The sequence below is a fragment of the Arthrobacter agilis genome, assembly GCF_002953615.1.
Classification (GTDB): domain Bacteria; phylum Actinomycetota; class Actinomycetes; order Actinomycetales; family Micrococcaceae; genus Arthrobacter_D; species Arthrobacter_D agilis_B.
This window is the reverse complement of the sequence record NZ_CP024915.1, coordinates 3389417-3392030: the sequence shown is the minus strand read 5'-3', so window position 1 is coordinate 3392030 and position 2614 is coordinate 3389417. Positions and strand designations below refer to the sequence as shown.

Below are 2614 nucleotides of genomic sequence, written 5' to 3'. Positions count from 1 at the left end.
AGGTACCGGACGCACCCTGCGAGACGTCGCCGGCACCGGTCGCGGTGTCCTCCGCCCCCGTCGCGAGCGTCTGCGTTCCTGTGGCGAGTTGGGCGGCCCCGTCAGCGGCTGCGGACGCCCCGCCGGCGGCGGTTGCGGCGCCGGCGGCGAGGTCGGCGGCCGAGGTGGCGAGGGCTCCCGTGCCGGCCGCGACCTGCTCGCTGCCGGTCGCGGCGGCGTCGGCGACGGAGGCGAGGCGTTGGAGGGCTGCGAGCCGCTCGGGTTCGGGGAGGGAGCCGTAGCCCGCGGCGAGCTGGACGAGCCCGTCGGCGACGGCACGGGAGCCCGTGGCAGCCTGACCCGCCCCCGCCCCGAGCTGGGTGGCGCCTGCGGAGAGGGCATCGGCCCCGTTCCCGACCTGCGTGACGCCGGCAGCGACATCGCCGAGACCGTCGGCCAGGCCGGCCGCGGACGTGGCGGACCGGGCGGCGCCGTCGGCCACCGCTTGCGTGCCGGCGGCGACCTGGGCGGCTCCGGACTCGAGGGCTGCCCCTCCGGCGGCCGCGGTGTCCGCACCCTCGGCCAGCTGCTGCGACTGCGGCACGAGGTCCGCCGTCGCCGTGTCGAGTTGCTGCAGGCCGCCGGCGAGGTCGGCTGCACCGGTCGAGAGGTCGGCTGCACCGCCGGCGACCTGGGCGCTCCCGGAGGACAGCTCGGCGCTGCCGTCGACGAGGCTGCCCAGTCCGACGACGAGCGCGGCCGATCCCTCGTCCGCGCCCTGTGCGCCGTCGGCGATCCTGCCGGCGCCTTCGCCGGCCTCCGTGAGGCTGCCGTGGAGCGAGGAGAAGCCGAGGTAGATGCTGTCGAGGTAGTCCTCGGTGGCGCCGGACCGCACCTGGCGCTGCAGGTTCGCGGCGACGGTGTTGCCGACCTGGCCGACGATGTAGCTGTCGGCGTCGTTGGTGGTGATGTCGAGCATCGCCTGGGCCGGGGCATCTCCGCCGATCGAGGCGAGCCGCGACGAGAAGTCGGCGGGAATCCCGAGGGTCGCCGCGTAGGTGCCGTCGTCGAGGCCCTCCCGGGCGTCGTCGGCGCTGACGGCGACCCAGGTGAAGCCGGCGTCGTCGGCGGAGGTCAGTCGTTCGGCGAGATCCGCCCCCGCCGAGACGGTGGTCTCGGCGCCGTCCGGGCCGGTCGAGACGGCCGGCTGGTCCTCGTCGACCACGGCGGCCGTGAGGTTCCCGAGCTGGCCCGTGGGGTCCCAGTTGGCGGCGAGGTAGAGCCCGCCGTACAGCGCAGGGATGATCGCGATGACCAGCAGCGCGGCCCTGGACTTCAGGGTGATGCGGAAACGGGAGAGTTCCGTGCGGAGCAGGGAGAACACGGGTTACCTGATTTCGGGGGTCGTGGGTGCTGCGGAGGGCGAGGAGTCGCCGAGGACGTGGACGTGGACGGGGCGCAGGGGAAGCGCAGCGAGGGGGTGCCCGGCGTCGAGGACGTCGTCCAGTCCCTGCCAGTCCTGGCAGGTGGCGACGATGGTCAACGGCATGCCGTTCCGGTCCCGGGTGCGTTCCAGGGTCAGGAGGGCGGCCCACGCCGCACGGCGTTCGTCCGCGGTGCGGAGCTGGTCGACATCGTCGACGACGAGGAGGTCGGGGCCGGAGACGAGGGCGAGGACGAGGCTCAGCGTGAATCGCGCCACGGGCGACGCATCGCGGACGAGTTCGGTGCGGTGCAGGCGTGCCTGGGCGAGCGGCTTCACCGCCGGGTCGTCGCCGAGCGCGTCCCCGAGCGCTGTGAGCAGGTCATTGGCTGCGGTGATGGTGCGGTCCACCCGGTGGCGTGATGCCGAGTGTTTCCACCACGGCCCGGCGAGCGTGAGTGCCTCGGCCACATGGTGCTTCACCGTGAGCGTCTCGTCGAGCGGCACCACGGTGGCGTTGCCCGTGAATCCGACCCTCCGCCGCACGGCTCCTGCAGAGCGCCGCAGTGCGAGGCCCAGGACCGTCATGCGCCCCGAGGTGACGGGCAGCCGTCCCGCGAGCGCCAGTGCGAGGGCGCTCTTGCCGGTCCCGGAGGCGCCGGCCAGGACTGCGAGCGATCCGGCGGTGACGTGGAGGGAAACGCCCTCGAAGATGGTCCGCTGCCCGGCGCGCAGCATCAGGTCCTCGGCCTCGAGGGCCGGAGCGGGATGCGCCCGGGAGGCATCGTTCGGAGGGAGCAGGGAGAGGGTCATCGCGGTCCTTCATTTCAATACCGAGAGTATTCAATACCAATGGTATCGTAAATGGAGGAGGACACATGACAGCATCGGGTACGGCAGCATCGAGCACGACGGCGGGCAGGCCGCGGCGTCGCCCGCGCCGCGAGGACGTCCGCGCGGGCCTGCTCGCCGCGGCCCTGGAGGTCTTCGAGGAGATCGGCTACGTGGCAGCCCGGCTCGACACCATCGCCGAACGCGCCGGGTACACGAAGGGTGCCGTCTACTCCAATTTCGGCTCCAAGCAGGAACTGTTCGCCACCCTGCTCGGCGAACGGCTGGCCGACACCGCCGCGGACGTCCTCAGCCAGCTCGATGACGTGACGTCGCTGGACGAGACCGTCCTGCACACCGCCCGCTACCTCGCCCGCGGAG

Annotated in this window: 3 protein-coding genes; 1 reads left to right on the top strand and 2 read right to left on the bottom strand. The window is 73.1% G+C overall.

All coding sequences use genetic code 11. From position 1 onward, the window contains the following. On the bottom strand, positions 1-1363 hold a 1363-nt coding region (locus CVO76_RS16685), incomplete at its 3' end, for a YhgE/Pip domain-containing protein (protein WP_208740188.1). 3 nt (positions 1364-1366) lie between these two features. Beyond that, positions 1367-2215: an ATP-binding cassette domain-containing protein gene (locus tag CVO76_RS16680; RefSeq protein ID WP_208740187.1), complete on the bottom strand. Its 849-nt coding sequence runs from the start codon at positions 2213-2215 to the stop codon at positions 1367-1369. Between the two features lie 65 nt (positions 2216-2280). Here CVO76_RS16680 and CVO76_RS16675 point away from each other — a divergent pair. After that, positions 2281-2614, top strand: a 334-nt coding sequence (locus CVO76_RS16675; RefSeq protein WP_208740186.1) for a helix-turn-helix domain-containing protein, incomplete at its 3' end; no start/stop codon positions are given.